Annotated in this window: 18 protein-coding genes and 1 pseudogene; 10 read left to right on the forward strand and 9 right to left on the reverse strand. The window is 65.0% G+C overall.

From position 1 onward, the window contains the following. The first annotated feature begins 127 nt into the window (after positions 1-127). From AC1Q7F_RS13605 to AC1Q7F_RS13615, 3 genes are read left to right on the forward strand one after another with little or no spacing between them, the layout of a single operon-like run. Positions 128-1273 (forward strand): ABC transporter ATP-binding protein, encoded by a 1146-nt coding sequence (locus AC1Q7F_RS13605; RefSeq protein WP_492507645.1) that lies wholly within the window; start codon positions 128-130, stop codon positions 1271-1273. A gap of 11 nt (positions 1274-1284) precedes the next feature. Then, a complete protein-coding gene (locus AC1Q7F_RS13610; protein ID WP_492507647.1) occupies positions 1285-2178 on the forward strand; it encodes a carbohydrate ABC transporter permease in 894 nt (297 codons plus the stop codon). Next, positions 2175-3050, forward strand: coding sequence for a carbohydrate ABC transporter permease (locus AC1Q7F_RS13615; RefSeq protein WP_492507649.1), 876 nt, complete (start codon positions 2175-2177; stop codon positions 3048-3050). Before AC1Q7F_RS13610 ends, AC1Q7F_RS13615 begins: the two co-directional genes overlap by 4 nt. Positions 3051-3071: 21 nt before the next feature. Here the strand turns inward: AC1Q7F_RS13615 and AC1Q7F_RS13620 are convergent, their stop codons facing one another. Beyond that, positions 3072-4085, reverse strand: coding sequence for an agmatine deiminase family protein (locus tag AC1Q7F_RS13620; protein ID WP_492507651.1), 1014 nt, complete (start codon positions 4083-4085; stop codon positions 3072-3074). Between the two features lie 79 nt (positions 4086-4164). Between AC1Q7F_RS13620 and AC1Q7F_RS13625 the strand changes: the two genes are divergently transcribed. Next, positions 4165-4392 (forward strand): hypothetical protein, encoded by a 228-nt coding sequence (locus AC1Q7F_RS13625; RefSeq protein ID WP_492507653.1) that lies wholly within the window; start codon positions 4165-4167, stop codon positions 4390-4392. Positions 4393-4536: 144 nt separating this feature from the next. Here AC1Q7F_RS13625 and AC1Q7F_RS13630 read toward each other — a convergent pair whose 3' ends face one another. After that, on the reverse strand, positions 4537-5556 hold the full coding sequence (locus tag AC1Q7F_RS13630) for a PfkB family carbohydrate kinase (RefSeq protein WP_492507655.1): 1020 nt from the start codon (positions 5554-5556) through the stop codon (positions 4537-4539). Between the two features lie 262 nt (positions 5557-5818). Here AC1Q7F_RS13630 and AC1Q7F_RS13635 point away from each other — a divergent pair, with 262 nt between their 5' ends. The 3 genes from AC1Q7F_RS13635 (at position 5819) to AC1Q7F_RS13645 (ending at position 10091) form a co-directional block, all read left to right on the forward strand. Continuing rightward, positions 5819-8650, forward strand: a complete 2832-nt coding sequence (locus AC1Q7F_RS13635) for a TonB-dependent receptor (protein ID WP_492507657.1) — start codon at positions 5819-5821, stop codon at positions 8648-8650. A gap of 180 nt (positions 8651-8830) precedes the next feature. Beyond that, positions 8831-9466 carry a bifunctional 4-hydroxy-2-oxoglutarate aldolase/2-dehydro-3-deoxy-phosphogluconate aldolase gene (eda, locus tag AC1Q7F_RS13640; protein ID WP_492507659.1) on the forward strand — a complete coding sequence of 212 codons (636 nt, stop codon included), beginning with the start codon at positions 8831-8833 and terminating at the stop codon, positions 9464-9466. A 97-nt stretch (positions 9467-9563) separates the two neighbouring features. After that, a complete protein-coding gene (locus tag AC1Q7F_RS13645) occupies positions 9564-10091 on the forward strand; it encodes a PepSY domain-containing protein (protein ID WP_492507661.1) in 528 nt (175 codons plus the stop codon). Between the two features lie 58 nt (positions 10092-10149). Here the strand turns inward: AC1Q7F_RS13645 and AC1Q7F_RS13650 are convergent, their stop codons facing one another. Next, positions 10150-11523 carry a pectate lyase family protein gene (locus AC1Q7F_RS13650; protein ID WP_492507663.1) on the reverse strand — a complete coding sequence of 458 codons (1374 nt, stop codon included), beginning with the start codon at positions 11521-11523 and terminating at the stop codon, positions 10150-10152. 245 nt (positions 11524-11768) lie between these two features. Here AC1Q7F_RS13650 and AC1Q7F_RS13655 point away from each other — a divergent pair, with 245 nt between their 5' ends. Both AC1Q7F_RS13655 and AC1Q7F_RS13660 read left to right on the forward strand, forming a co-directional pair. Then, positions 11769-12872, forward strand: coding sequence for a LacI family DNA-binding transcriptional regulator (locus AC1Q7F_RS13655; protein WP_492507665.1), 1104 nt, complete (start codon positions 11769-11771; stop codon positions 12870-12872). A 113-nt stretch (positions 12873-12985) separates the two neighbouring features. Further along, complete coding sequence (locus AC1Q7F_RS13660) at positions 12986-13780, forward strand: 2-keto-4-pentenoate hydratase (protein ID WP_492507667.1); 795 nt, start codon at positions 12986-12988, stop codon at positions 13778-13780. Between the two features lie 108 nt (positions 13781-13888). On the opposite strand, the gene AC1Q7F_RS13665 is transcribed toward AC1Q7F_RS13660, so the two are convergent. Beyond that, the gene (locus AC1Q7F_RS13665; RefSeq protein ID WP_492507669.1) at positions 13889-14983 is read right to left on the reverse strand and encodes an aldose epimerase family protein; all 1095 of its coding nucleotides are present in this window, start codon (positions 14981-14983) and stop codon (positions 13889-13891) included. A gap of 147 nt (positions 14984-15130) precedes the next feature. Between AC1Q7F_RS13665 and AC1Q7F_RS13670 the strand changes: the two genes are divergently transcribed. Beyond that, positions 15131-16057 (forward strand): Gfo/Idh/MocA family protein, encoded by a 927-nt coding sequence (locus AC1Q7F_RS13670; protein WP_492507671.1) that lies wholly within the window; start codon positions 15131-15133, stop codon positions 16055-16057. Here the strand turns inward: AC1Q7F_RS13670 and AC1Q7F_RS13675 are convergent, their stop codons facing one another. The 5 genes and pseudogenes from AC1Q7F_RS13675 to AC1Q7F_RS13695 form a co-directional block, all read right to left on the reverse strand. Next, positions 16058-16765: a FadR/GntR family transcriptional regulator gene (locus tag AC1Q7F_RS13675; protein WP_492507673.1), complete on the reverse strand. Its 708-nt coding sequence runs from the start codon at positions 16763-16765 to the stop codon at positions 16058-16060. Positions 16766-16768: 3 nt separating this feature from the next. After that, a complete protein-coding gene (yjfF, locus tag AC1Q7F_RS13680) occupies positions 16769-17743 on the reverse strand; it encodes a galactofuranose ABC transporter, permease protein YjfF (RefSeq protein WP_492507675.1) in 975 nt (324 codons plus the stop codon). Continuing rightward, positions 17740-18759 carry an ABC transporter permease gene (locus tag AC1Q7F_RS13685; protein ID WP_492507677.1) on the reverse strand — a complete coding sequence of 340 codons (1020 nt, stop codon included), beginning with the start codon at positions 18757-18759 and terminating at the stop codon, positions 17740-17742. Before AC1Q7F_RS13685 ends, yjfF begins: the two co-directional genes overlap by 4 nt. After that, positions 18756-20285, reverse strand: a complete 1530-nt coding sequence (locus AC1Q7F_RS13690; RefSeq protein ID WP_492507679.1) for a sugar ABC transporter ATP-binding protein — start codon at positions 20283-20285, stop codon at positions 18756-18758. The genes AC1Q7F_RS13685 and AC1Q7F_RS13690 overlap by 4 nt, the downstream gene beginning before the upstream one ends. A 1-nt stretch (position 20286) precedes the next feature. Further along, a pseudogene (locus AC1Q7F_RS13695) lies at positions 20287-20541 on the reverse strand (sugar ABC transporter substrate-binding protein); the annotation flags it as partial.

Below are 20541 nucleotides of genomic sequence, written 5' to 3' on the forward strand. Positions count from 1 at the left end.
CCGGCGCGCGACACGTCTGGCTCATTGCAATTGACACCGGTTACCGGATAAAATCAAGAGAACAGGTGGCGTCCAAGACCATCGATTGCCGAAGAGGCGACCAACGATAAAAGCAGGGGGATGGGGGTTGGCCAAAGGTCGGGTGCAACTCAGCGGCGTGACGAAGAGCTTCGGCGCCGTCGATGTGATCAAGGGTGTGGACCTGGATATCCAGCCGGGGGAGTTGACCGTGTTCGTCGGCCCGTCCGGCTGCGGCAAGTCCACGCTGCTGCGCCTGGTGTCGGGCCTGGAACTGCCCACGGGTGGGTCGATCATGATCGGCGACCGCGACGTCACCCTGACCCACCCGTCCAGGCGCGGCATTGCCATGGTCTTCCAGTCCTATGCGCTGTACCCGCATATGAGCGTGGCGGAGAATATGGGATTCGGCCTGAAGATTGCCGGTGTGCCGAAACCGGAGATCAAGGCCAAGGTCGCCAAGGCGGCAGAGATCCTGCAACTGACCAACCTGCTGGACCGCAAGCCGCGTGCGCTGTCCGGCGGACAGCGCCAGCGGGTGGCCATCGGCCGCTGCATCGTGCGAGAGCCGGAAGTGTTCCTGTTCGACGAGCCCCTGTCCAACCTTGATGCGGCGCTGCGCGGCCAGATGCGGGTGGAGATCGCGCGCCTGCATACCAAGCTGGGCGCCACCATGATCTATGTGACCCATGATCAGGTGGAGGCCATGACGCTGGCCACCCGCATCGTGGTGCTGAATGCCGGCCGCATTGAACAGATCGGCGCACCGATCGAGCTGTACCGCAATCCCGCCAACCTGTTCGTTGCCGGCTTCATCGGCTCTCCGCAGATGAATTTCATGGGTGGCATCGTGGAGGGGGCGGAGGCGGAAAGCGTCAGTGTCCGCCTGAACGGCGCCAGCCTGCGCCTGCCCCGCCATCAAGCCGATGTGAGGCGGGGGGCCAAGGTCACCGTCGGCATCCGGCCCGAACATTTCCGGGTGGGGGAGGATGCCGACGCCCGCGACGAGCCGGGGATGGATTTCGATGCGGTCATCGATCTGGTGGAACGGCTGGGCGGGGAGACGCTGGCGCATCTGCGCATGCCGGCCCTGCTGGACGGGGTGCTGGTGGTGAAACTGTCGGGCGACGTGCCGCTGCGGATTGGTACGGGCCTGCGCGTCGGCGTGCGGCTGGCGCAATGCCACCTGTTCGATGCCGATGGCCGCGCCGTGGGCTGCCCCGCGGGGCGTGTCGCGGCCGTGGCGGCGGCGTAGGAGAGCAGCCCATGCATGACAACCGCCTGTCCGGCTATCTCTATATCGCGCCCTTCCTGATCGGGTTGGCGACCTTCACCCTGTTCCCGTTCCTGTCCTCCTTCCTGCTGTCCTTTTCGGATTATCAGCTGCAGGACCCGGTGGACCATGCCCACTTTCTGGGGTTGGGCAATTACACACAGATGGCGGGTGACGCGACCTTCCACAATTCGCTGGGCGTCACCTTCCTCTACGTGTTCATCACGGTGCCGCTGAAGCTGGCCTTCGCGCTGTTCATCGCGTTTGTGCTGAATTTCCGGCTGCGCGGCATCGGCTTCTTCCGCACCGCCTATTATGTGCCCTCCATCCTGGGCGGGTCGGTGGCCATCGCCGTGCTGTGGCGCTATGTGTTCGCGGGCGACGGGCTGATCAACCAGGTGCTGGTCTGGGCCGGCGGGGCGCCGCTGAACTGGCTGGGGGAGCCGGCCTATGCCCTGTTCACCGTCGTGCTGCTGCGCCTGTGGCAGTTCGGATCGGCCATGGTGGTGTTCCTGGCCGGATTGCAGAACATTCCCGGCGACCTGTACGAGGCGGCGACCATCGACGGGGCCGGCAAGGCCCGCATCTTCTTCACCATCACCCTGCCGCTGCTGACCCCGGTGATCTTCTTCAATTTCATCATGCAGATCGTGCAGGCGTTCCAGGAGTTCAACGGCCCCTACATCATCACCGGCGGCGGGCCGTTGAAATCCACCTATCTGCTGCCGCTGATGATCTATGAGGAGGCGTTCAAATATTTCAATGTCGGCTATGCCGCCGCCCTCTCTTGGGTGCTGTTCATCATTATCGCGCTGTTCACCATCATCGCCTTCGCGTCGGCCAAATATTGGGTATTCTACGGCAATGAGCGGGAGGAGGGAGAGTGAGCATCAGCCTGCCCACGCCCCGTCGTGACGTCGCCTGGATGGGGCGGTTGAGCGCAGGCCTGCGCTATGGCGTGCTGCTGGGGGTGGGGCTGGTCATGCTCTATCCGCTGTTCTGGATGGTGGCAGCCAGCTTCAAGCCCAATCACGAGATCTTCGGGTCCATCGGGCTGTGGCCGCAGGAGCCGACCCTGGACGGGGTGGTGAAGGGCTGGCGCACGGGCACGGAATACAGCTTCGCCACCTACCTCCTGAACAGCTTCGCCTTCATCATTCCCAAGGTGGTGTTGACCGTGGCGTCGTCGGTGTTGGTCGCCTATGGCTTCGCGCGGTTCAAGATGCCGGGCAAGCAGCTCTGGTTCGCGCTGATGGTGGCCACCATCCTGCTGCCCAAGAGCGTGCTGCTGATCCCGCAATATCTGATGTTCCGGGAATTCGGCTGGCTGGATACCTATCTGCCGCTCTATGTGCCCTGCGCCTTCGCCACCGACGGGTTCTTCGTCTTCATGGTGGTGCAGTTCCTGCGCGGCATTCCGCCGGACATGGAGGAAGCGGCGGTGATCGATGGCTGCAATTCGGTGCAGGTGCTGTGGCATGTCGTGGTGCCGGTGATCATGCCCGCCATCATCTCCGTGGCATTGTTCCAGTTCATGTGGAGCCTGAACGATTTCCTCTACCCGCTGATCTACCTGTCCTCGGTGGGGAAATATCCCGTGGCCCTGGCCCTGAAGATGGCCATCGACGTGACGGAGGCCACGGCCTGGAACCAGGTCCTGGCCATGTCCACCATCGCCCTGCTGCCCTCGCTGATCGTGTTCTTCCTGGCGCAGAAATATTTTGTCGAGGGGATCACATCGGGGTCGGTGAAGGGGTAGGGGGGCCGCAACGCCCCCCACTCACCCCGCCGGCTGCTGCTGGGTGATGCAATGGATGCCGCCGCCGCCACGCACGATGTCGAGCGCGGGCACGGGGATGATGGTGCGGTCGGGGAAAAGCTTGCCGAACAGGCTGACGGCTTCCCCGTCCATCGGGTCCTCGAACTGCGGCATGACGATGCCGCCATTGGCCATGTAGAAATTCGTGTAGGACAGGGTCAGGCGCACGCCATTCTGTTCCTGGCGGGCGGGGGTGCGCAGGGTCACCACCTCCAACTCCCGGCCGCTCGCATCACGCGCGCTGCGCAGGCGGGCGAGATTGTCCTGGAACACGGCATAGTTCGGGTCGGACGTGTCGTCCGTCACCATGGTCAGCACCACGCCCGGCTTCACGAAACAGGCGATCTCATCGATATGGCCATCGGTTTCATCCTCCTCATAGCCCTTGGCCAGCCAGATGAACTGCCGCACGCCCAGATGCGCCGCCAGTTCCGCCTCGATCTGGGCGCGTGACAGATGCGGGTTGCGGTTGGGGTTCAGCAAACATTCCTCGGTCGTCAGCAGCGTGCCCTCGCCATCGACATGGAAGGACCCGCCCTCCATCACCAAAGGGGCCGCGAAGCGCTTCAGCCCCTGGTTTTCCAGGATCAGGCGGCCCACCTGGGTGTCTGGCTGGAAATCCTCATAATTCCGGCCCCAGGCGTTGAAGCCCCAATGCACGCCGGCCACCTCGCCCTTGCCATTGACCACAAAGCTGGGTGCATTGTCGCGCAGCCAGCTGTCCGAACAGGGCAGGGGCAGGACGGACACACCGGCCCCGCAGGCGATGGAGACGTCCGCGATCTCGCCATCGGGGCAGAGCATGGTCACCGGTTCGAACTGGGCGATGGCCCTGGCCACCGCCGCATAAGCCTTGCGGGCGGCGGGCAGGCCGTTGGGGAAGGTCTCCGCCCGCACCGGCCAGGCCATCCAGCAGCGGGTGTGCGGGGCCCATTCGGCCGGCATGAAGAAACCTTCGGCGGCGGGAGTGGACATGGATGGTGATCCTTCCTGAAGGTCCGGCGAGGTGTGGACATGAAAAAGCCCCGGCGAGATTAATCACCGGGGCCATATCATGACAACCATGCCGGTCCAGAAACGGGGGCCAGCGATGAGTTGTCATCAGACTGAAAAATGGGAACTGCTTAAAGAAGCAGGCCTTTCCGCCTTAATAATGGCGGTTGGCCGGGGACTGCTCAACCGAAACGGCATATCGGGAAAAAGCACCGAGCCGCAGCATGTGAAGCAGAAAAAAGTACCGCATGATGTCTCTCCATCGTTGTTTTCGATGGACGTAATATAGTTGCGCGCGACGTTTTGCGCCAGCCGGGGGCAACGCCGGGGCAAGACTGCGCGGCGCGCATGGCTCCTTGGGGGTAGCTCCCACCCTTCTCGTCATCCCGGCGACAAGCCCGGGATGACAAGAAAAGGAAGCGGCAGCAAGCGCTTACCGCTTCACATCCAGCCCTTCCTCATTCACCAGGCTCATCACGTCGGCCACGCTGACCAGATTGGCGTCGCCGGGCACGGAATGCTTCAGGGCGGCGGCGGCGGCGGCGAAGTTGATGGCGGCGTCGGCGGCCCAGCCCTTGTCCAGACCGTGGATCAGGCCGGCGGCAAAGGCGTCGCCGCCGCCGATACGATCGACGATGCCGTTCAGCTTGTAGGTGCGGGAATAATGGACACGGTGGTCGCGGGCGGCCACGCGACCCGTCAGTTCCTGATGGTCGACGTCATGATGGGTGCGGATGGTCGAGGCCAGCCAGTTCAGCCCCGGCCAGGTCTTGAAGGCCAGTTCCGCCGCCGCCAGGAACCGTTCCGACAAAGGCAGGGCGTGGAAATCGGCGCCCAGGATCAGGGCGATGTCGCGCTCGTTGCCGAACATCAGGTCGGCGCAGGATGCCAGTTTGTCGAACACGCCCGGCGCGTCCCCGCCCCGGTCGGCCCACAGCTTGGCGCGATAGTTACAGTCGAAGGAGACCTTCACGCCGGCGGCCTTGGCGGCCTGGGCCGCCGCGATCACGGCATGTTCGGCCTGCTCACTGACGGCGGGGGTGATGCCGCCGACATGCAGCCATTGCGCCCCCGCCAGCAGCGCCGGCCAGTCATAGGCCGATGCCTCGGTGACCGCGAAGGCGGAGCCGGCGCGGTCATAGATGATTTCCGACGGGCGCTGCATGGCGCCGACGGTCAGGAAATACAGGCCCATGCGGCCATGGCGCATCTGGATGCCGCGCGTGTTGATGCCGTGCCGGCGCAGGTCACCGCGGCACGCCTCCCCGATGCCCTGGTCGGGCAGGGTGGAGACGACGGCCGCATCCCAGCCGAATCGGGCCAGCGACACGGCGACATTGGCTTCCGCCCCGCCGAAGCTGGTGTCCAGGCGGGGGCTTTGCAGCAACAGCTCCCGTCCCGGTGCCGTCAACCGCATCAGCAATTCCCCGAAACACACGATACGAGCGCTCATCGCGCCACTCCCTTTTCCGTCGCGAACCCGCCAGTGCGGGATTTGTGCCACATCTTGTGACGAACTTGGACAGTCGAATGCAAAAACGTATTGCCACCGGTGTCAGTTCGGGACATTAATGGCGCTGTCACCGGTGTCAACGCCAACCGGCAAACGGCAACGGCATAAGACCCAAATCGTTCGACCCGTCCTGATCCTCCTGCCCCCGGCAGTGGGCCGGGAAGGTGCGGCCAGAACGATAAAACCGAAGGGGAAGGAAGCAATGAAGAAGTTCGCGGGTACGCCCTGCATTCGCCGCCGTTTGGCCGGCGCGTCCGCCCTGGTCATGCTGGCCGGCCTCATCCCGGCCGCCGCCCAGGCCCAGGATGCCGCGCTTGAAGAGATCGTGGTCACCGGCTTCCGTGGCTCGCTGGCCAGCGCCATCAACAAGAAGCGCAACGAGAATGACATCGTTGATGTCATCAACGCCGAGGATATTGCCGACTTCCCGGACCTTAACCTGGCCGAATCGCTGCAGCGCATTCCCGGCGTCTCCATCGACCGCGATGGCGGCGAGGGCCGTTCCATCACCGTGCGTGGTCTTTCCTCCACCTTCACCCGCGTGCGGCTGAACGGACTGGAAGCGCTCGCCACCACCGGCGGCAAGGACGGGTCGGGCGGCGCCAACCGTGGCCGCGGCTTCGACTTCCAGATCTTCGCGTCCGAACTGTTCAACAGCTTGACGGTGCGCAAGTCCACCTCCGCGCAGACGGAAGAAGGCTCGCTGGGCGCCACGGTCGACCTGCAGACGGCGCGTCCCTTCGACTATAACAAGTTCGTTTTCGCCGCCGGTGGCCAGATCGGCTATAATGACCTTTCGAAATCCAAGGACCCGCGTGGCACGCTGCTGGTCGGCGATACGTTCGCCGACGGCAAGATCGGTATCCTGGCGTCGGTCGCCTATGCCAAGACCAACCGTCTGGAAGAGGGTTCGTCCACCGGACGCTGGGAAAACCCGTCGGTGGCCGGTAATTCCGCCGGCCGTTTTGAAGGCGGTGGCGCGCTTAACTCCGCCGCCAATGCCGCCCTGCCTGAGAACAATGCCTGGCACCCGCGCATTCCGCGTTATGGCCGTCTGGATTACGACCAGGAGCGCCTGGGCGTCACCACGGCCCTGCAGTTCCAGCCGTTCGAGACCACGCGCATCGACCTTGATCTGCTCTATGCCAACCTGAAGGGTACACGCCAGGAACAGTATCTGGAAATCATCTCCTTCAGCCGTAATGCCGCGGCCGGCGGCAACGGCCAGACGGACGTGGTCAGCGCCCAGTATGACGATGACGACAACCTGATCGCGGGCACCTTCAACGATGTGGATGTGCGCACCGAGCAGCGCCGTGATCGGCTGGAGACGGAGTTCCTGCAATATTCGGTAGGACTGGAACAGGATTTCTCCGAAAGCGTGCGTTTCAAGGGCACGGCCGGCTGGTCCTCCTCCTTCCAGGACAATCCGGAACAGACGACGCTGTCGCTGGAACGTTACAACAGCGACGGCTATTCCTACGATTTTGCCAAGATGAACCTGCCGGCATTCAATTACGGCTTTGATGTCAACAACCCGGCCAACTATGTCTTCAGCCCCTCCACCCGCGCGGCCACGGGCGGGGCAGTACTGGGAGACCAGTCGCTGATCCGCATGCGCCCCAACCGTACGGATAATGATTTCCGCACCTTCCGCGGCGAATTCGAATGGGATGCCCAGGATTGGGTGCAGTTGAAGGCCGGTGCGGTCCACAAGACCTATGAGTTCGACACCGAGGAAGAGCGCCGTTACACTACACGCGATCCCTTCAGCACAGCCAACCTGACGGAAGCTGCGGTGGCGCTGCCCGCCGGCACGACCATCGCCAGCATCTCCGACCTGGTGACGGGCTTCGGCCGCAATCTGGGCATGCCCAGTGGCACCCCGACCAGCTGGGTTGTCCCCAGCATCGACAAGGTGGCGGATATCCTTGGCATCTATTGCAACTGCGTGAACCAGTATGGTGATTTCCGCCTGGACATGGCCAACCAGCGTGGTGCCAACCGGTCCGCACGCGAGAAGAGCCTGAGTGCCTATATCCAGGCCGATTTCAACACCGAGATCGGGGACATGCCGCTGCGCGGCAATATCGGTGTGCGTCAGGTGAAGACGAAGCTGTCTTCCACCGGCTTTGTCGGCACCACGCTCGCCACGGTCGAGCGGGAGTATGACAATACCCTGCCGGCCCTGAACCTGACGCTGGAGCCGGTGGACGATGTCCTGGTGCGCTTTGGCGCCGCCAAGGTGATGTCCCGCCCCGACCTGCCGCAGCTGACGCCGGGCGGTTCCATCACCAACGCCTCGCAGACGCTCAGCATCGGCAATCCGTTCCTGGAACCGATCAAGGCCAATACGGTGGACCTGTCCTTCGAATGGTATCCGGAGCGTGAGACCCTGTTTACTGTTGGCCTGTTCTACAAGGACATCAAAACCTATATCCAGAACATCTCCGAGACGATTCCGTTCCGCGATACGGGGCTGCCGGAAAGCCTGCTGACCAATAACAATACCATGGATACGGTGTTCACCGTGACCCGTGCCGGTAATACCGAGGGCGGTCCGCTGAAAGGCTTCGAGATCAGTCTGCAGAAGCCGTTCAATTTTCTGCCGGCCCCGTTCGACAATTTTGGCGGCATCGTGAACTTTACCTACGTGACGTCGGACATCGACTATATCGTAGCTGGCCGCACCGTGACCGAGCCGCTGGTCGGCCTGTCGCCCAAGTCGTTCAATGCCACGCTTTACTATGAGGATGAAAAGTTCTCGGCCCGTGTCTCCGGCTCGTTCCGTGACGAATATCTGACACAGATCGCACCGGGTAATGGCAACGAAATCCGCGGGAAATCCTCCACCTTCAACCTGGACTTCTCGGCCAGCTACGAGGTGACAGATCAGATCACGGTATCGTTCGAGGCCATCAACCTAACCGACCAGTTCGACGAGCGCTGGGTTGGCACCAGCGACCGCAAGAACCTGGAAAGTTACGAGCATACCGGCCGCCAGTTCTTCCTGGGCGCACGTTACAAGTACTGAAGCCAATGATGGCGACCAGGACACCCTAAGTCCTTCCCACCCTGGCGCAGCGCCGGACGGTGTGGAAACCGGTGGCATTGTGCCCCTGCCTCCGGTATTTGCTTGACCTCCTGTTTCAAACTCACAACGGCCCCTCCGGACATGGCGGGGCCGTTTTCCTGTTGATTGGAGCTTTGACAAGTGAACATCCAGGCCTTCACCCTGCTGCTGAAACGCTCGCCCGTCATCCCCGTCCTGACCCTGGAAAGGGTCGAGGATGCGGCCCCGCTGGCAGAGGCGCTGAGTGCCGGCGGATTGTCGGTGGTGGAGGTGACGCTGCGCACGCCGGCGGCCCTGGATGCCATCACTGCCATGAAGCGCGCCGTACCGGGCTTGATCGTGGGTGCGGGCACCATCCTGAAGCCCGCCGACCTGGATGCGGCCATGTCGGCCGGGTCGGACTTCATCGTCACGCCCGCCACCACCCGCGCGCTGGTGGCGCCGCTGAAGGCCTGCGGCGTGCCGGTCATTCCCGGCGTGGCCACGCCCAGCGAGGTGCTGGAGCGTCTGGATGACGGGTTCGAGGTGCTGAAGCTGTTCCCGGCGGAGCAATATGGCGGTGCCGCCACCATCGCCGCCCTGGCCGCCCCCCTGGCCCATGCCCGATTCTGCCCCACCGGCGGCATCGGGCGCGACAAGGTGGCCTCATATCTGGCGCTGAAGAATGTGGTCGGTGTGGGCGGGTCCTGGATCGCCACCAACGCCCTGATATCCGCGGGCGACTGGGCCGGCATCACGGAGAATGCCCGCGCCGCGGCGGCCTTCGCCAAAGTCTGATCGGGTAAGGGCGGCTGGCCCAGAAGGGGTAAGCCTGGAACCGGCGGCAGCCTGGGCGTGTTTCAATGGCATCCGACTAACTTGGAGGAAGCCTACCATGAAAATGCTACTCGGCACCGCCGCTCTGGCCCTGGTCCTCACCACCCCGGCCATGGCCGCCAATTCCGATGGCGAGATCGCCGCGTTCCGTCAGGCCAGCGTCTCGCTGACCCAGGCCATCGCCCAGGCTGAAAAGCAGGGCAAGGGCAAGGCGGTCGATGTCGATTTCGACACCAAGGACAATGTCGGCCTGTATCAGATCGACATCGTGTCCGGCGAGACCGTGACCCGCTGGGACGTCGATGCCTCCAACGGCAAGATCGCCTCGGCCGACAAGCAGACGCTGGCCACCTGGGCGCAGAAGCTGGGGGCCGGTGTGGAGGCGGCGGAACTGACCACGTCGTCCACCAGCCTGGCGCAGGCCATCGGCATCGCCGAAGCCAAGGGCGGCGGCAAGGCCATCGAGGTCGATGTCGGCCACGACAATGACCGCCTGACCTATGAGGTCGAGGTTCTGAATGGCACCGCCACCAAGACCATCCGCGTCGATGGCGCCAGCGGTAAGGTGCTGGCCGACAAGAGCTGATGCTCACATCGGCCTGAAAGCCCCCGGTCCCGGCCTCCCTCCGGGGCCGGGGGCTTTTTTATGGTCGCAGCCCGTTCAGATACTCTTCCAGGTTCGTATAGCCATCGCCATTGGCGTCCTTGGCGCCATCGGCCGGGTCGGATGGGTTCAGGCCATGGGCCTTCTCCCAGGCGTCGGGCATGCCGTCGCCGTCGCCATCGGCCGGGGTGGGGGCCGTGGCCAGGGTGGGCCAGCCGCCGACATCATCCTGGCTGTCGATGATCCTGCCATCACCCTTTGCCAGGCCGGCGATCACCCGTTCATCCACCGCGTCCCGCACGGGGCCCGCCCCCGCCTTGGCCAGCACGGCGCGATAGGCCGCGTCGGCCGGCTCCGTCGTCACCGGCGCCATGGGGATGGCGGCAGGCTGGCGGTAACCTTCAGCCTGTTCGCCCGTGACCAGCGACCAGGGATCGGCTGGTTCGGCATGGTTCATCCAGTTGCCGGCGAAATAGCCCTTCGCCACCGGGCTTTTCTCATCGAAGGCCTTGGCGCCCTTCGAATTCGGCCCGGAGACATAGTAGTTGTTCACGAAATTATAGGCGGTCACCGCGTCGGTATCGGCGTTATAGCCGGACGCGCCCTGCTTGCCCGAGCCCTTCCAGTTGAAGAACACATTGTTGCGGAAATCCATGAAGGCGCCGGTGGGGTCCACCGACTGGCTTTCGAAATTGCCGGGGCGCGGCATGCGGGCCGTGTGGCTGGCCCAGAGATTGTGATGGAAGCTGTAACGCGCGCCGAACGAGCCGCGCGACAGGGTGCCATAGCCATGGTCGCCCTTGGCATGCACCGACTTGTTCAGGCTTTCGGCGATCACCGACCATTGGATGGTGACCTGGTCCAGCCCGATCAGACCGTCCTTGTATTTCTGCGAAACCGACAGGCTTTCATCGGTGGACCAGCTGGCCGACACATGGTCCAGGATGATGTGCTTGCCATCATAGACGGAGATGGCGTCCGCCTCCTGGCCCGAGGCGCTGCCCAGACGGGAGCGGACATGGCGGATGACGACATGGTTGGCGGCCACCACCAGCGGAAAATCGCGCAGGGTGATGCCACCGCCCGGCGCCGTCTGGCCGGCGATGGTGATGAAATCGTTCTTGATGTTCAGGTTGGATGTCAACCGGATGGTGCCCGACACGGCGAAAACGACCGTGCGCGGCCCCTTGGCCGTTACCGCCTCGCGCAGCGTGCCGGGGCCTGCATCCTCCAGGCTGGTGACGATGAAGACGCGGCCTGCCCGCCCCCCCATGGCATGGGCGCCAGCCCCCTCAGCACCCGGAAAGGCGGGAATGGCGGCGGGCACCACGTCACGCCCCACGGCCCCGGCGGGAGCGGGCGCCAGCATCAGCAGAGCCGCAAAGGCCGTCAGAAATTGATTACGCAGTAGCATGGCTATCCTCCCCTGGGGACGGGCGGCAGTTATAAGTGCCGTCTTTACAGCCCCGCTGACACCGGTTACCATCAAACGATCGATCCTGGCAAATGAAATGGCGGTGCCGGACCAGCCCTGATGTCCCGGACCAAAGCCGTTTAGGGGTTGCGCCCTGGCGCTGCCCGGTGCAGTAAGTCTATGGATTGTCCCCCAGGTGGACAATGAATGCCCTTGAACATCAAGACGATGGGACCGCGCCCTCCATGCCCCGTGCCCGCACTGCCGACGCCGAGACCGACGCGCCCGTCACCGACCAGCCGGAAACGGCCAAAACTTATGTCTGGGACCTGAAGCGCCGGCCCACCATCAATGACGTGGCCCGCCTGGCGGAAGTGTCGAAGAAGACGGTATCGCGCGTCATCAACCAGTCGCCGCTGGTCAATGATGAGACGCGGCAGAAGATCATGAAGGTGATCGACGATATCCGGTATGAGCCGGACCCCCAGGCCCGTGGTCTGGCCTCACAGCGATCGTTCCTGTTGGGCATCATCTATGACAATCCCAACAGCCAGTATGTGGTGAATGTCCAGGCCGGCATTCTGGAGGCCTGCCGCAAGAGCGGGTTCGAGCTGGTGGTGCATCCCTGCCTGCGCGGCAGTCCGACCTATATGAAGGAGATGCGGCAGTTCGTGGAGCGGCAGAAGCTGGATGGCGTCATCCTGCTGCCGCCCTTGTCGGAGGATGAGGCGCTGGCCGCCATGCTGGCGGAGATCGGTTGCCGTTTCATCCGTGTGGCCTGCGTGCCGCTGGACGTGGCCGCCCATCTGGTCGTGTATGAGGATTACAAGGGGGCGGCGGAGGTGGCCGACCATCTGGTCGAGCTGGGCCATCGCCGCATCGGCTTCATCGCCGGCACACCGCAATACAAGTCCGCCCAGGAGCGCCGCCGCGGTTTCGCCGATGGTCTGGCCCGGCATGGGCTGGCACTGGACCCCGAACTGTGCGTCCAGGGCGCCTACACGTTCGAGAGCGGGCAGGAATGTGCCGAAAAGCTGTTGACGATGGAGAACCCGCCTACGGCCATCTTCGCCTGCAATGACGAGATGGCGGTCGGCGTCCTGCGTGTCGCCTATCGCATGGGCATCCCCATCCCGCAGCAATTGACGCTGGTCGGCTTCGATGACAGCCCGCTGGCCCCGCGCGCCTGCCCGTCGCTGTCCACCGTCCGCTCCCCCATCCGCGATATCGGCCGCATGGCGGCGGAAAAGCTGATCCAGCGCATCGCCCAGCCGGACGCCAAGCTGCGCGAAACCATCGTGCAGCCGCATCTGGTGGTCCGTGAAAGCAGCGGGCCGGTGGCACGGTAAGCAGTTCCAGCGCGCTGAAGGTCGGCGCCCGGGAACATGAATATTGAATGGAAACCGGTGTCATCATAGGATGGCGCCCGCAAACCCCTTTTCAAATGCCCAGGAGCCTTCCGGTGTCCGCACCCCAGGAAATCGCCCAGCGTTTCGTCTCGTCCCGCCTTGCCGCCACGGCGCTGCCGGATTATCCCGGCACCATTCCGGACAACCTGACCACCTCCTATGACATCCAGGACGTGGCGCGGTCGCTGTGGCCCACGACGGTGCGCGGTTGGAAGATCGGCATGGTGCCGCCCGCCTTTCGGGAAAAGCTGGGCGCCATGCGGCTGGCCGGTCCGGTGTTCGACGGCAATGTCTGGGATTACAGCGCCGGTCAGGTGGTGGAACTGCCGATCATTCCCGGCGGCTTCGCCGCCGTGGAAGGCGAGTTCGTGGTCAAGCTGGGGGCTGACATGCCCGCCGATGGCCCGTCGGATGAGGCGGAGGCCCGGTCGCTGATCGGGTCCATCCATGCCGGGATCGAACTGGCGGGCAGCCCGCTGGCCACCATCAACAAGCTCGGCCCCACCGTGGTGGTCAGCGATTTTGGCAATAATGCCGGGCTGATCGTCGGGCCGGAACTGACCGGCTGGCAGGATGCGGCCCCGGAAAGCCTGACCGTGGAAACGCGGATCGAGGGGGAAGTGGTCGGCACCGGCAGCTTCGCCAGCATCCCCGGCACGCCGGTGCAGGCGGTGGCCTTCCTGTTGGCCCATTGCCGGGCGCGCGCCATCGCCCTGCCGGCCGGTACCCTGATCACCACCGGCGCCGTCACCGGCATCCATGACATCGCGCTGGGCCAATCCTCCACCGTCACCTTCGCCCCGGGCGGGGAGATCAAGGTGGTGACGGTGCAGGCGCTGCCGCGTTGATATTTACGCGCGCCCTCAAGCGCCGGGCGCCGCCATCCGGCGGCTTGGCTTACGGCGCATGTGCGCCGGGCCGGCGGTCGCCGGCCTTCAGCGGCACGAGCCCAAGGCTCATGCCGCTGAAGTGGTAACCCCGAACCGGTAGATGGAGACGTGGCGGTACACCTGCCCCGGCTCCAGCCGGGCGGAGGGGAAGGCGGGCTGGTTGGGGCTGTCGGGGAATTTCTGCGGCTCCAGGCACAGAGCGTCGCCCTGGCGATAGAGCCGCCCGCCCTTGCCCGGCAGATTGCCCGGCAGGAAATTACCGGAATAGAACTGCACGCCGGGTTCGGTCGTGGACAGTTCCAGCGTGCGGCCGGTGGCGGGGTCGGCCAGACGGGCCGCGAACGCGGGCTCCGTCCCGCCGCCGGCATCCAGCACGAAATTATGGTCATAGCCACGCGCCAGCACCAGCTGCGCCTCGCCCGCGTCGCGGATGCGGGTGCCGATGGGCTGGGCTGTGCGGAAATCGAACACGCTGCCGGCCACATCACGCAACTCCCCCGTGGGGATCAGGTTGGCGTCCACGGGTGTGTAGCGGCCGGCGGCCAGGGTCAGTTCATGGCCCATGATGTCGCCCCCTTCCACTGCCCCGCCCAGGTTGAAATAGGCGTGGTTGGTCAGGTTCACCACTGTCGGCGCATCGGTCACCGCCTCCAGCGTCACGGACAGGGCGTTGTCGTCGCCCAGGCTGTAGCGTGCGGTGATGTCCAGATTGCCGGGGAACCCCTCTTCCCCATCGGCGCTGCTGCAGGTAAAGACCGCTTCCTGCGCGCTGTGGCTGACCAGCGTCCAGGGCACCAGATCCAGCCCCTTCTTCCCGCCATGCAGACAGTTCGGCCCGTCATTACGGGCGGTCAGGAAGGCCTTGCCGTCCAGGTCGAACCGCCCGCCGGCGATGCGGTTGGCATAGCGGCCGACAATGGCACCCAGGAAGGTGCGGTTGGCCAGATATGTCGTCAGATCGTCATGGCCCAGCACGATATCGCCCAGCACACCGTCGCGGTCCGGCACCCAAAGCGATTGCAGGCTGGCCCCCAGCCCGATCAGCCGGGCGGCGACCCCATGCGCATTGACCAGCGACACCCATTCCACCGCCGTTCCGTCCGGCATGGTGCCGAACAGGCCGCGGCCGGGTGCGGTGGTGAGGGGAGCAGCGATGGGCATGGCATAGGTTCCTGCGGCGCGGATCGGGTGGGCAATGTTTAGGCCGAATAGTAAGACTATTCAAGCGGACGGCCCGGTCGGCGCTGGATTTATCATATAAAATGAGCTATCCAGACGCACCCTGTCCCCATGCCCTAAGGAACGCCCATGTCCCGCATCCGGATCGGTCTGGTTGGTGTCGGCAAGATTGCCCGCGACCAGCACCTGCCCGTCATCGCCGCCAGCCCGGATTATGAACTGGCCGCCGTGGCCAGCCGGCATGGGCGCGTCGATGGCGTGGCCAATTTCCAGACGCTGGATGCCCTGCTGGACGGGGCTGGCGACGTGGACGCCATCAGCCTGTGCACCCCGCCGCAGGCCCGCCACGCGCTTGCCCGCCGTGCGCTGGCGGCCGGCAAGCATGTGATGCTGGAAAAGCCGCCGGGCGCCACCCTGTCGGAAGTCTATGATCTGATCGATCTGGCGCGGGAGAAGGGCGTGGCCCTACTGGCCACCTGGCATTCCCGCTACGCCCCAGCTGTGGAGCCGGCCAAGGTCTGGCTGGAAGGCAAAGACCTGCGCCGCGTCCATGTCTCCTGGAAGGAGGATGTGCGCCACTGGCATCCCGGCCAGGAATGGATCTGGGAACCGGGTGGCCTGGGCGTCTTCGATCCCGGCATCAACGCCCTGTCGATCATCACCCATATCCTGCCGCACGCCCTGATCGTGAACGAGGCCACGCTGGAGGTGCCGGGCAATCGTCAGGCGCCGATCGCCGCCAGGCTGGAAATGCATGATCATCAGGGCTTGGCCGTGACAGCGGAATTCGACTGGCGCCAGACCGGTCCGCAGACCTGGGACATCGTGATGGAGACCGACCAGGGCACCCTGACCCTGTCGCGCGGCGGCGCGGTGCTCAGCATCGACGGCGTGGCGCAGCTGGAACAGAAGGAGCAGGAATATACCAACCTCTACGCCCTGTTCGCCAGGCTGGTGGCGGAGCGGAAGGTGGATGCCGACCTGGCGCCCCTGCGCATCGTCGCCGATGCCTTCCTGTGCGGGCGATGGCAGCGGGTTGAGGATTTTGTGGAGTAACTACACCCGATCATACCCTGACTGAATAACCTTGCGCATGGCGGCGGCGGCGCGGTCGCCGTCCCCGGCCTCGATCGCATCGACGATGGCAGCATGGTCGGCCACCACGCGGGCCTGAAGTTCCGGCCGGTCGGTGGGAGAGGTCAGCGAGAAGGAGGCCAGCAGCGCCACCTCGATCACCGCCGCGAAGGACCGCATCATCGGGTTGCCGGTGGCGCTGCCCACGGCCACGTGGAAATCCAGGTCGGCATGGGCGAAGCTGCGCTGGTCATGGGCCGGGTCGCCCATGGCGGTGATGCAGCGGCGCAGCTCCACCACATCCTCTTCCGTCCGGCGCAGGGCGGCCAGTGAGGCTGCCTGCGGTTCCAGCGCGGTTCGCACCTCCAGCAGGTGGCGGCGCAGGGTCTCGTCCAGACCCTGGCTGACCTTCCAGGACAGGACGTCGGCGTCGAAGAAGTTCCAATGGATCGGGTCCTGCACCTTGGTGCCCACCCGTGTCTTGGAAATCAGCAGCCCCTTGGCCGACAGGGTCTTCAACACCTCGCGCAGCGCCGTTCGGGAAATGCCGAAGCGGGACAGCAGAACCGGCTCCGGTGGCAGGTTGGCACCCGGTGCATGCACGCCGGTCAATATCTCCAGCCCCAGGGTCCGGACGATCTGTTCATGGTTGGACAATGGACGATCGATGACCCAGCGGGCGATGGACATGTTCTACCCCGTGCGCCCGGTGGGGGCGGAGAATTGCAGGATCAGGCGTTGCAGTCCGATGAATATGAATAAAAGCAGGCCGATGGCAATCTTCGTCCACCAGGATGACAGGGTGCCGTCGAAGGTGATCCAGGTTAGGATCAGCCCCTGGATCAGCACGCCGATCAGCGATCCGGCCATGCCACCCACCCCGCCGGACAGCAGGGTGCCGCCGATCACCACCGCCGCGATGGCATCCAACTCCACCCCCACACCGGTCAGCGCATAGCCGGAGCGTGTGTAGAGCGAGAAGGTGATGCCGGCCAGGGCCGCCATCAGGCTGGAGAAACCATAGACCAGGATGGTGGTGCGGGCGGTATCGATGCCCATCAGGCCGGCGAAGCGGGCATTGCCGCCCAGCGCGTAAATCTTCACCCCGAAGCGGGTGAAATGCAGCAGCACCCCGCCGGCCAGGAAGGCCAGCAGCATGATGATGGCGATCAGCCCCAATCGCCCGCCGCCCGGCAGATCGATGGCCAGGCCCGACAGCGACTGGTAGAAGCCGTGGCGCACGGGAATGCTGTCGGTGGACAGCATGAGTGCGGCCCCGCGCGCCAGGAACATTGCCGTCAGGGTGACGATGAAGGGCGGGGCCTTCAGATAATGGATGGCCGCCCCCACGCCGCAGCCGAACAGGGCACCGCCAACCAGCACGATGGTGAAGGCGGCCAGCGGGTGCAGGCCCAGATTTTCCACCGTCACCGCCAGGGCCACGGTGGTGAAGCCCATGACCGCCCCCACCGACAGATCGATGCCGCCCGACAGGATGACGAAGGTCATGCCCACGGCCAGCACGCCCAGGAAGGCGTTGTCGGTCAGCAGATTGGCCATGACGCGCGTGCCCAGCATGGCGGGAAACTGTACCGCGCAGGCGGCATAGAGCAGGATGAAGACGAACAGGGTCGCCACGAAGGGCAGGGTACGGGCATTGATGCTCATGATGCCGCACTCCGGCCCTTCCCGGGGCGCTTCAGTCGGGCGGTGACACGCGCGATGGCCGGTTGGCAGGCTGGAGACTGCACCACCAGCACCAGGGCCACGACCAGGGCCATCAGCAGCAGGTTCAGTTCCGGCGGCAGACCGGAGCGCAGGATGCAGGTGCGCATGCCCTGCAGGATGACCGCACCCAGCACCGACAGACCGATGCTGAACCGCCCACCATACAGGCTGGTGCCGCCGATGACCACGGCCAGGATGGCGTCCAGCTCCAGCCACAGGCCGGCATTGTTGGCATCGGCGCCGCGGATGTCGGCCGTGGCGATCAGGCCGGCCAGGGCCGCCATCAGCCCCGACCAGACATAGACGGAGATCAGTACCGACGGGGCCGGCACGCCGGCCAGCCGGCTGGCGCGCGGGCTGGTGCCCACCGCTTCGATGAACAGGCCCAGGGCAGTGGCGCGGACCAGCAGGCCGGTGACGATGGCGGCCATCAGGGCCAGGACGATGGGCAGCGGCAGGCCCAGCAGCGTGCCGCTGCTGATGCCGGCCAGACCGTCATCGGTGAAGGTCAGGACGCGGCCTTCTGTAATCATCTGCGCGACGCCGCGCCCCGCCACCATCAGGATCAGGGTGGCGACGATGGGCTGCATGCGAAAGAAGGTGACCAGGATGCCGTTCCACAGCCCGCAGGCGAGACCCGTGCCCAGGGCGGCGATTACCGCCACCGGCCAGGCATGGCCCGCATTCACGGTCGCGGCGGCGACCGCCCCGGCGATGGCCATGACCGCCCCGACCGATAGGTCGATGCCGCGCGTGGCGATGACCGGCGCCATGCCCACGGCCAGCAGCATGACCGGCGCGCCGCGATTCAGGATGTCGATAATGCCGCCGAACAGGCGGCCATCGACCAGCCGCAGTTCCAGAAAGCCCGGCGCCACCACCATGTTGGCCAGCAATACCAGCGCCAGCAGGGCCAGGCGGGAGCGGGACGCGACGAACCAGGCCGGCACATTCATGCCGCCCGTCCCGACGGTTCCCCGTCCAAAGGCGTGACGATGGCGCCGATGATGGCGGCGGGCGTCACGTCATCGCCCGACAACAGGCCGGCCTGGGTGCGTTCGCGCATCACCATCACGCGGTCGGCATAGGCGGCCACCTCCTCCACCTCCGACGAGATGACATAGAGCGCCATGCCCTCATCACGCAGTTTCTCCAGCAGCACAATGATCTCCGCATGCGCGCCGACATCAATGCCGCGCGTCGGCTCGTCCAGGATCAGCAGGCGGGGTTTGGTGGCCAGCCAGCGGGCCAGCAGCGCCTTCTGCTGATTGCCGCCGGACAGCAGCTGGATGGGCTTTTCCGCGTCGGGCGTTCGGATGTTCAGCAGCTTTATGTACTCGTCGGCCAGTTCGCGCTGACGGGCCGGGGGCACGCGTTTCAGCCAGCCCTGGCGGGCCTGCAGGGCCAGCACGATATTTTCCCGGATCGACAGGTCGGGGATGATGCCGTCCAGCTTGCGATCCTCCGGGCAGAAGCCGAAACCCAGGTGGATGGCATCACGCGGGCCCCTCAGTGTGACCGGCTTGCCGTCTACCAGGATCTCACCGGTATCGGCACGCTCCGCCCCGAACAGCAGCAGCGCGGTTTCCGTGCGACCGGACCCCAGCAGCCCGGCCACGCCCAGCACTTCCCCCTGCATTATCTCGGCATTGAAGGGGGCGACAAGGTGGCGGCGGCCCAGGCCTTTGACCTGCACGAAGCTGGAACCGGTGCTGCGCGCCGCATGGCGCTGCAGATGGCTGTCGGCACTGGGCAGCTTGCCCAGCATCATCGCCACCAGATCCAGGCGGGGCAGCTCCGCCGTCATGCGTTCGCCCACCAGCCGGCCACCGCGCAGCACGGTGATCCGGTCGGAAATGGCGTAGACCTGATCCAGGAAATGGGTGACGAAGATGATACCCATGCCCGATGAAGCCAGTTCGCGCATCAGGCGGAATAAGACCGCCACCTCCGCACTGTCCAGGCTGGCCGTCGGCTCGTCCAGGATCAGGACACGGGCCGACATGTCCACGGCGCGGGCGATGGCGATCAGCTGCTGCACGGCGGTGGAGAAGCTGCCCAGCGGCAGGGACGGATCGATGGACAGGCCGAACCGGCGCAGCAGCACCGATGCGTCCTGGCGCATCCGGGCACGGTTGACTAGACCGAACCGCGTCGGCTCCCGACCCAGATAGATATTCTCCGCCACCGACAGGTTGGGCAGCAGGGTGATCTCCTGATAGACGGCGACGATGCCGGCAGCGGCGGCATCGGCCGGGCTTTTCGGCGATACGTCACGTCCGTCCAGGCGGATGGTGCCGCCATCGATCGGCTGTGCGCCGGTGGCCAAGTTGATCAGGGTGGATTTGCCGGCCCCGTTCTCCCCCAGCAGCGCATGGATTTCACCGGCGCGCAGCGTCAGGTCGACACCGTCCAGGGCCCGGACGCCGGGATAGACCCGCGTCAGGCCCCGTGCCTCCAACAAAACCGGCGCTTGGTCCATATCAATACAGGTCCTTGCGCCGATCATACTCGGCGGCGGCCGTGTCCGGCAGGTACAGGGTGGACGGGGTCTGCACCCATTTCGGCGGCACCGTGCCATCCTTCTTATAGGCCAGCAGCAGGTCATAGGCGGGGCCGGCCATGTCGGGTGTCAGCTCGACCGTCGCATTCGCCTCCCCATCGGCCATGGCCTTGAATATGTCGGGCACGGCGTCGATGGACACGGCCAGGATGTCGGTGCCGGGCTTCAAACCGGC

Source organism: Niveispirillum sp. GW835-FHT14G11, assembly GCF_058793615.1.

Coding starts and splice junctions, on each gene's coding strand:
- AC1Q7F_RS13610 (WP_492507647.1), top strand. CDS start 1,285: ATGCATGACAACCGCCTGTCCGGCTATCTCTATATCGCGCCCTTCCTG.
- AC1Q7F_RS13620 (WP_492507651.1), bottom strand. CDS start 4,085: ATGTCCACTCCCGCCGCCGAAGGTTTCTTCATGCCGGCCGAATGGGCC.
- AC1Q7F_RS13625 (WP_492507653.1), top strand. CDS start 4,165: ATGACAACCATGCCGGTCCAGAAACGGGGGCCAGCGATGAGTTGTCAT.
- AC1Q7F_RS13630 (WP_492507655.1), bottom strand. CDS start 5,556: ATGAGCGCTCGTATCGTGTGTTTCGGGGAATTGCTGATGCGGTTGACG.
- AC1Q7F_RS13635 (WP_492507657.1), top strand. CDS start 5,819: ATGAAGAAGTTCGCGGGTACGCCCTGCATTCGCCGCCGTTTGGCCGGC.
- AC1Q7F_RS13645 (WP_492507661.1), top strand. CDS start 9,564: ATGAAAATGCTACTCGGCACCGCCGCTCTGGCCCTGGTCCTCACCACC.
- AC1Q7F_RS13650 (WP_492507663.1), bottom strand. CDS start 11,523: ATGCTACTGCGTAATCAATTTCTGACGGCCTTTGCGGCTCTGCTGATG.
- AC1Q7F_RS13655 (WP_492507665.1), top strand. CDS start 11,769: ATGCCCCGTGCCCGCACTGCCGACGCCGAGACCGACGCGCCCGTCACC.
- AC1Q7F_RS13665 (WP_492507669.1), bottom strand. CDS start 14,983: ATGCCCATCGCTGCTCCCCTCACCACCGCACCCGGCCGCGGCCTGTTC.
- AC1Q7F_RS13670 (WP_492507671.1), top strand. CDS start 15,131: ATGTCCCGCATCCGGATCGGTCTGGTTGGTGTCGGCAAGATTGCCCGC.
- AC1Q7F_RS13675 (WP_492507673.1), bottom strand. CDS start 16,765: ATGTCCATCGCCCGCTGGGTCATCGATCGTCCATTGTCCAACCATGAA.
- yjfF (WP_492507675.1), bottom strand. CDS start 17,743: ATGAGCATCAATGCCCGTACCCTGCCCTTCGTGGCGACCCTGTTCGTC.
- AC1Q7F_RS13685 (WP_492507677.1), bottom strand. CDS start 18,759: ATGAATGTGCCGGCCTGGTTCGTCGCGTCCCGCTCCCGCCTGGCCCTG.
- AC1Q7F_RS13690 (WP_492507679.1), bottom strand. CDS start 20,285: ATGGACCAAGCGCCGGTTTTGTTGGAGGCACGGGGCCTGACGCGGGTC.